The organism is Kineosporia sp. R_H_3 (assembly GCF_002198675.1).
Classification (GTDB): Bacteria; Actinomycetota; Actinomycetes; order Actinomycetales; family Kineosporiaceae; genus R-H-3.
In genome coordinates this window covers 1-7327 of sequence record NZ_MWLL01000049.1, presented here as the reverse complement: position 1 = coordinate 7327, position 7327 = coordinate 1, and the positions used below count along the sequence as shown (strand labels likewise).

The window sequence follows — 7327 nt, the reverse complement described above, 5'->3', positions numbered from 1 at the left end:
GGACGGCCGGTCCGGGCCCGCCCGGGACCGCCGCCGTCCCGCAGCCCGCGGTGGCGCAGAGGAGCAGCGCCCCGACCGCGGACCGCACCCGGGCGCCGCGGGTCACCGGCGCGGCAGCAGCCGCCGCACGCCGAGGAGCCCGACCATGGCGGCCAGACCCGCGGCGAGGGCGACGACCGCTGCGGGCAGCAGCGGGCCGGACGGGCGCGCCGGGGCCGACCCGGCGGACGACCCGACGGACGCGGCGAGCGCAGCGGCCTGGCCGCCGTCCCCGGTGTCGACCCGGCTCGGCACCGAGGCCCCGTCGGTGGCCGTCCTGATGACGTGGACGACGGCCTCCATGCTGCCGCGGGCCGGGTCGCCGATCGCGTAGACGTTCGTCAGGGAACCGGCCGAGACCTTGATCGGGGCCGGTCCCAGCACGGCCGGGCCGGTCGTCGCCGTCGGGACGATCGACACCGAGTACGTGCCGGCCGGGACGACGTTGGTCGCGGAGTCGCCGTTGGCGAGGTTGCGGAGCAGGACGGTGCCGTCGACGACGACGTCGGCGGGTCCGACGACGGCCGTGTGGGCGATGCGCAGTCGCGTCTTGCCCGGCGGGACGGCGGACAGGTCGTTCTCGAAGACGGTCACCGACGGGGCACGGGAGACGTCCGGGAAGCGGTGGACGACGAGGTCGGTGCTGCCGCCCACCTCCACGGTGAAGGAGGCGTCGGTGACGTCCGTCGAGCCGCGGCGCAGCGTGACGACGTGCTCGCCGGGCGACAGCGCGAGCGGGCCGACGACGGTCTTGGCCGGGACCGCCCGGCGGACGAGGCGGGAGTCGACGTAGACGTCGAGGTCCTGGTCGGCGACCCCCTGGACGACGTACGCCGAAGCCGTCGGGCCGGCCGCCCGGGCCGGCGACTGCGCGAGCCCGGGGGCGAGCAGGCCCGCCGCCAGCGCGAGCCCGGCCGCGAGCCGGGTACGGGTCGAACGGGTCATGGGTCCTCCACCTCTGAGGTACCTCGCCGGCCCTGGCCGCTCACGCCGTCACGCCCGTGATCCCCGGGCGCGCACGGACCGTGAGACCGACGGGCGAGATGTAACGGATCGGACGATTCACCCTGCACGCTAGCCCGACCGTACGCACCCGGAGACGTGAATGAGAATTCTGGTAACTACTTCAGGTGATCACCTGCGGTGCGGCCGTCGCGCACCGCGGAATCGCGGCCCGGCCCTCCGCGTTGCGGGTGACGTGGCTGACAAGATGGTTCTCCTGCCCGGTCCCGGACACCCGATCACCGTCGAGCCGTCGGGCGTGCGCGTCGTCGTCCGTGTCGGTCCGACCGTGGTCGCCGACACCCGTTCCGCGCTGACGCTGCGCGAGTCCGACTACCCCGCGGTGCACTACGTCCCCCGCGAGGACGTCGACATGTCGCTCCTCGAGCGCTCCGCGCAGGAGAGCTACTGCCCCTTCAAGGGCGACGCCTCCTACTTCAGCATCCCGCTCGCCGGTGAGGGCGGCGTCGACGCGGTGTGGTCCTACGAGTCGCCGTACGACGCCGTGAGCGGGATCAAGGACCACCTGGCGTTCTACACCAACCGGACGGCGACCCTCGAGGAGCTCCCGCCGGCGAGCATGTGAGCGACGACTGGCTGGTCGACCTCGACCGGCCGGGGAGCCCTCCCGCGGGCGGCCCCGCCGGGCCGGCGACGCGGCCGCGCGCCCGGGCGGCGGCGCTCGCTCTGGCGGCGGTCGCCGTCCTGGCCGTGGGGCTCGTCGCCCTGCCGCGGGCGGAGCCGGCCGTCGTCGAGGTGCGCCGCCTGTCCGCCGCCGTCCTGGCCGGGGACGTCCCGTCCGTCGGGTCCGGTGCGGCGCCGGCCGCGACGCTCACCGTCTCCGTGGAGGTCGGCACCCGACCGGCCGGGACGACGGCCGTCGTCACCGGGCTCGTCGGTCCCGGCGTCGTCGATTCCCGGGTGGTGCCGGCCGGCACCGACCCGGCCGCCCGCGCCGTGCAGGTGTCCCTCGACTGCCGGACCTACCTCGCGGATGCTCCGGCCGGCGACCTCAGCCTCGTCCTGCGGACCACGGACACCTCGGGCCACCGCGGCACCGCCCGGCAGGCGGTCGACGGATCGGCGCGCAGCGTCGGCCCGGTCGCGCGCCGGGCGTGCTGGAGCGCGGCCGCCGGCGCCGGCCTGGTCGTCGAGCGGGTCACGGCCCGCCCCGGCGACGGCCGTCGGGTCGACGCGGTGGTCGTGCTGCGCAACGGCATCGGCCGGGACGTCACGGTCACGGCGGTGCACCCCTCGGACGTGGACCCCCCGCCGGACGCCCACCCCCTGGCGCTCGCCGCCGGCGCCCGGGCCGGGCTCACCGTCCGGCTGCCGGTCGCGCGCTGCACCACTCCGGTCGCCGACGACGCCGTGCCCGCGTCGCTGGTGTGGGCGGTCGGCCCAGCCGGCGGCGACCCGGTGACGGTCGCGGACGTCCGGCTGGACGCCCGGCAGCAGGAGACCCTGCGGTCCGCGGTCGGCCGGTCGTGCGGGGAGCCGCCCGCCGTCGAGGTCGACCTGGTCTCCGCCGAGGTGCTCGACGACCCGCTCATCGTCGACCCTCGCGGGCGGTCGGTCCTGCTGCGGCTGCGGGTGGCCCCCGGGCAACGGCGGCTCGTCGAGCTCGGCGACCACACCGGCGGTCTCACCGCGGACGCCCGACCGACCTTCACCGGGGCGACGGCGCAGGTCGGCAGCGCACCGGTCGTCGCCGAGCTCGTCTGGCACACCCGCTGCGGAGGGCGCCCCTGGCCGCCGTCCGGCGCCGTGGTGCTGCCGGTCCGGACGACGGTCCGCGGGCTCACCTACGCGTGGTCGGTCCCGCTGGACGGACAGGTGCTCGGGGCCGCCCTGCGCCCCTCCTGCACCTGACGCCGCCGGGGCCGCTCGGCGTCAGGGCCTGGCCGCGGCTCCCAGCAGCTCGCCGAGCGCGGCGACGGTCGGGACGCGCCCCTGCAGGACGACCTGCTCGTCGACGACGAGACCCGGCGTCGTCATCACGCCGTAGGCGGCGATCTGCGCGTAGTCGGTGACCTTCTCGACGTGTGCGTCCAGGCCGAGGTCCGTCAGGGCCTGCCGGGTGCGCTTCTCGAGCGTCACGCAGTTGGCGCAGCCGGGGCCGAGCACCTTGACGATCATCGTGTTCCTCCTTGGTGCGGAACAAGTCCGGGCCTCGTCGCCGTCAGGCGAGCAGGGCGTTGAAGAGGTAGCCGACGGCGACGATGCCCGTCGCGACCACCCCGACGTAGGCGGCGAGCAGGGGCGGCCTGAGCACGCGGCGCAGCAGCACGAGCTCCGGGAGCGAGAGCGCGACGACGGCCATCATGAACGCGAGCAGGGTGCCCATCGGCACGCCCTTGTCGTGCAACGTCTCCACCAGGGGCATGACGCCGGCGGCGTTGGAGTAGAGCGGGACGCCGATCCCGACCGCGACGAGGACGCCGAAGACGTCGTCGGCGCCGGCGTACCGCGTGAAGAAGTCGGTCGGCACCCAGCCGTGGATGACGGCGCCGAGGCCGATGCCGACGAGCAGGTACGGCCAGATCCTGCGCAGGATCGTGCCCACCTCCTCGACCCCCGTCTGCAGCCGCTCGGCGAGGGTCAGGCCGCGTGCGGGGTCGACGACCTCGCCGCGCAGCCGGGTCTCGAAGACGAACGGCTCGACCCACCGCTCGACGCCGAGCCGGCCGAGCACCCAGCCGGCGACGACGGCGATCGTCAGGCCGGCCCCGATGTAGATCGCGGTGACCTTCCAGCCGAAGAGCGTGAGGAGCAGACCGATCGCGACCTCGTTGACCATGGGGCTCGCGATGAGGAAGCTCAGGGTGACCCCGATCGGGATGCCCGCGGCGACGAACCCGATGAAGGCCGGGACGGCGCTGCAGGAGCAGAACGGGGTGACGACGCCGAGGCCGGCGGCCATGACGTTGCCGACGCCCTCCCGGCGCCCGCCGAGCAGCGCCCGGGTGCGCTCGACGCTCATGTACGACCGCAGCACGGTGACGACGAAGACGATCCCGACGAGCAGCAGGGTGATCTTCACGGTGTCGTAGGCGAAGAAGCGCAGGGACCCGGTGAGCCGGGCGGCGGGGTCCAGGCCGAGCAGGTCGTACAGGAGCGCGTCCCAGACCGGTCCGTTGACGCGGTACGCGACGACCCAGGCGACGGACGCCGCCAGCAGCGCACCGCCCTGCCCGCGCCGGGTCGTCGGGACGTGGTCGACGAGGGTCACGGCTGCGCCTGGGCCCCGACGGGCAGCGCGGCGGCGAGCGCGGCACCGGCGTCGGGGGCGAGCCGGTAGTCCACCCAGCGGCCCCGCTTGCTCGAGGTGATGAGCCCCGCCTCGCGCAGCACGCGCAGGTGGTAGCTCAGCAGGTTCGAGGCCACCGGGACCTGCTCCTGGATCTCGCAGACGCAGGCCTGTCCCGACGCGAGCAGTCGCAGGACGCGCCAGCGCACCGGGTCGGCGACGGTCGCGAGCAGGGCCACGGCGGCGTCGGTCGCGACGGGCGACGTGTCGAGCGCGGTTGCAGCATCCACCCTTGAAGCGTCGTCCCGCACCGGGGTGCCGGTACGAGACGTACGTCCCCGGCCTCAGCGCCCCATCGTGAAGAACTCGTCGTTCGGGCGCAGACCGAACAGGTGGGCGAGCCGGTTCGACGCCGCGAAGAACGCCGTGATGGAGCCGACGTCCCAGATCTCGTCGTCGGTGAGGCCCGCGTCACGAGCGGCCCGCAGGTCCGCCTCGCCGAACCCGGCGGGGTGCAGCGCGAGCCGCAGCGCCAGGTCGACGATCGCCCGCTGCCGCGGCTCGAGCTCGCAGCCGTGCGGGTTGGTCGCCACGAGGTCGGCCAGGTGCGGCTCCTTGGTCCGCAGCCGCAGGATCGCGCCGTGGGCGACGACGCAGTACGGGCAGCCGTTCGCCCCCGACGTCGCCACGACGACGAGCTCGCGCTCGGCCCGGGAGAGGCCCTCATCCGAGGTCATGAGCGCGTCGTGGTAGTCGAGGAACGCACGCAGCTCGGCCGGACGCCGTCCGAGCGCCCGGAAGATGTTGGGCGTGAAGCCCGACCTCTCGACGACCGGCGCGAGCCGCTCACGCAGGTCGTCGGGCAGGTCCTCGACCTCGACGGTCCCGAAGCGACTGACGGGTGCGTTCCGCTCCATGCCCATCCACGGATGCTAGCCGCGGCCCGGTTCGCGGGCTGGGTTCAACGGGCTCGGTTCAGCGGCTCAGTTCAGCGGGCGGGTGCCGGCCGGCAGGGTGCCGCCGGCGACGACGGCCGCGGCGGCGTCCTGGAGCGCGGTGAGCGCCACCCGCTGGGTGAAGGGCCCCGTCGACACCCGGGCCACGCCGAGCGCCTCCAGCTCGCTCGCGGGCAGCGACGCACCGGGAACCGAGATGACGGTGAGGCGGCGCGGCCCGAGAGCCTCGACGAGGGTCTCGATCTCCTCGCGCGCAACGACTCCCGGCACGAAGACGACGGGTGCGCCGGCCTCGAGGAAGGCCCGGCCCCGGCGGGCCGCCTCGGCGACGGCAGCCGCCCGGTCGGAGCCGGCGGGCGCCTTGAGCACGGCGTCCGTGCGCGCGTTGAGGACGAAGCCGATCCCGGCGTCCCGGCCGGCCCGGAGCACGGCCTCGACCGCGGCGACGGCCTCGTCGAGCGGCTTGAGCTGGTCCTCGAGGTTGCCGCCGACGACACCCGCCTCGATGGCGCGGCGCGCGGTCTCGCCGGCGTCGCCGTACCCGGCCTCGAAGTCCATCGTCACGGGCACGTCCACCGCCGCGACGATCCGCCGGACCATGTCGAGGTGCAGGTCGAGCGGGATGTTCTCGCCGTCCGGGTAGCCGAACGTCGCGGCGATCGAGTGGCTGGCGGTGGCCAGGGCGCGCACCCCGTCGGTGCCCGCCACCACCGTCGCCGAGACGACGTCCCACACGTTCGCCAGCACGAGGATCTCGGGGGCGGTGTGCAGGTCCAGCAGGGTCCGGGCGCGGGTCGCGAGGTCGCTCATCCGGCGACGGTACTGATCTCGCACGCCCTTCGCCCGTCGAGCCGCTCAGCGGTCGTCCACATACCCCCGGGGGTGACGTCGGTCCCGGTTCCTGTCGCAGGAGCAGTCGTAGCGTGCAGAGCATGCACAGTCCGCAGACGCAGTCGCAGCCGTCGCTGCTCAGTGCGCGACAGGTGCAGACGATGCTCGGGGTCGACCGGTCCACCGTCTACCGGATGGCCGAGGACGGCCGGCTGCCCGCGGTCAAGGTGGGACGGCAGTGGCGCTTCCCCGCCGACCGCATCGAGGCCGTCCTGCGGGTGGACGCCGCACCACGGCCGGCCGTCCTCGGCCATCCGGTAGANGGTCCCCGTCGCCGTGGCCGCCCCGTCGACGGAGGTCGCGGCGTCCGTCGCCCAGATCGCCGCCGACCTGCTCGGCGTCATGATGGTCGTCACCGACATGGACGGCCGCCCGATCACCGACGTGGCCAACCCGTGCCCCTGGTTCGCGGAGCGCTCCGACGACCCGGACCTGCTCGACGCCTGCGTCACGGAGTGGCAGCAGCTCGCCGACGACACCGACTTCGAGCCCCGGTTCACCGCCGGGGTGCTCGGGTTCGAGTGCGCGCGGGCGTTCGTCCGCTCCGGGACCTCCCTCGTCGCCATGGTCCTCGTCGGCGGCGTCGCGCCCGCGGGCAGCACGACGGCCGGCCTCTACCGCCTCGACGACGACGGCCGCCGCCGCGTCCTGGCCGCGCTGCCGAAGGTCGCCGCGACGCTGTCGCGCATCGGCCCGCGCACCACCGACGCCCGCAGCACCGACGCCCGCGCCACCGACGCCCGCGCCGCCGACCTCCGCACCACCGATCCGCGCACCGTCTGAGCAAGGAGCCGACCATGAAACGTCTTCTCGTACTGGGAGCCGGCACCGCCGGGACGATGGCGGTGAACAAGCTGCGTCCGAGGCTGCCGCGCGACGAGTGGACGATCACCGTCGTCGACTCCGCGCAGACGCACTACTACCAGCCGGGCTACCTGTTCATCCCCTTCGGCATCTACCGGCCCGACGAGGTCGCCCGGCCGACCGAGGCGTTCATCCCCGACGGCGTCGACCTCGTCACCGGTGAGATCGACCGGGTCTTCCCCGACGAGAACGCCGTCGTGCTCATGGACGGCACCCGGCTCGGCTACGACCACCTCGTCATCGCCACCGGCACCTCTCCGCGACCCGACCAGACGCCCGGCATGGACGAGGGCGAGTGGCGGGACGGCGTCCACGAGTTCTACAC

9 protein-coding genes and 1 pseudogene are annotated in these 7327 nt (G+C 74.7%); 4 read left to right on the top strand and 6 right to left on the bottom strand.

The annotated features are described in order from the left end of the window. Positions 1-102 precede the first annotated feature (102 nt). Positions 103-984 carry a DUF4397 domain-containing protein gene (locus tag ECOMGDLI_RS03105; RefSeq protein WP_088313526.1) on the bottom strand — a complete coding sequence of 294 codons (882 nt, stop codon included), beginning with the start codon at positions 982-984 and terminating at the stop codon, positions 103-105. 253 nt (positions 985-1237) lie between these two features. On the opposite strand from ECOMGDLI_RS03105, the gene ECOMGDLI_RS03100 reads away from it, so the two are divergent. Both ECOMGDLI_RS03100 and ECOMGDLI_RS03095 read left to right on the top strand, forming a co-directional pair. Beyond that, positions 1238-1627, top strand: coding sequence for a DUF427 domain-containing protein (locus ECOMGDLI_RS03100; protein ID WP_233153289.1), 390 nt, complete (start codon positions 1238-1240; stop codon positions 1625-1627). Further along, positions 1624-2913, top strand: coding sequence for a hypothetical protein (locus ECOMGDLI_RS03095; protein WP_088313519.1), 1290 nt, complete (start codon positions 1624-1626; stop codon positions 2911-2913). The genes ECOMGDLI_RS03100 and ECOMGDLI_RS03095 overlap by 4 nt, the downstream gene beginning before the upstream one ends. A 21-nt stretch (positions 2914-2934) precedes the next feature. Here ECOMGDLI_RS03095 and ECOMGDLI_RS03090 read toward each other — a convergent pair whose 3' ends face one another. From ECOMGDLI_RS03090 to ECOMGDLI_RS03070, 5 genes are all read right to left on the bottom strand, one after another. After that, a complete protein-coding gene (locus ECOMGDLI_RS03090) occupies positions 2935-3180 on the bottom strand; it encodes a thioredoxin family protein (protein WP_088313515.1) in 246 nt (81 codons plus the stop codon). A gap of 43 nt (positions 3181-3223) precedes the next feature. Next, complete coding sequence (locus ECOMGDLI_RS03085) at positions 3224-4273, bottom strand: permease (RefSeq protein ID WP_088313511.1); 1050 nt, start codon at positions 4271-4273, stop codon at positions 3224-3226. After that, positions 4270-4581 (bottom strand): helix-turn-helix transcriptional regulator, encoded by a 312-nt coding sequence (locus ECOMGDLI_RS03080; RefSeq protein ID WP_198954496.1) that lies wholly within the window; start codon positions 4579-4581, stop codon positions 4270-4272. The genes ECOMGDLI_RS03085 and ECOMGDLI_RS03080 overlap by 4 nt, the downstream gene beginning before the upstream one ends. Positions 4582-4635: 54 nt before the next feature. Then, positions 4636-5208: a peroxidase-related enzyme gene (locus ECOMGDLI_RS03075; RefSeq protein ID WP_088313508.1), complete on the bottom strand. Its 573-nt coding sequence runs from the start codon at positions 5206-5208 to the stop codon at positions 4636-4638. A 66-nt stretch (positions 5209-5274) separates the two neighbouring features. Beyond that, positions 5275-6057: an isocitrate lyase/phosphoenolpyruvate mutase family protein gene (locus tag ECOMGDLI_RS03070; protein ID WP_088313505.1), complete on the bottom strand. Its 783-nt coding sequence runs from the start codon at positions 6055-6057 to the stop codon at positions 5275-5277. 122 nt (positions 6058-6179) lie between these two features. Between ECOMGDLI_RS03070 and ECOMGDLI_RS36635 the strand changes: the two are divergent. Next, positions 6180-6400: pseudogene (locus ECOMGDLI_RS36635) on the top strand (helix-turn-helix domain-containing protein); the annotation flags it as partial. Between the two features lie 535 nt (positions 6401-6935). Further along, the coding region (locus ECOMGDLI_RS35765; protein WP_233153287.1) for an FAD-dependent oxidoreductase at positions 6936-7327 on the top strand (392 nt) is incomplete at its 3' end.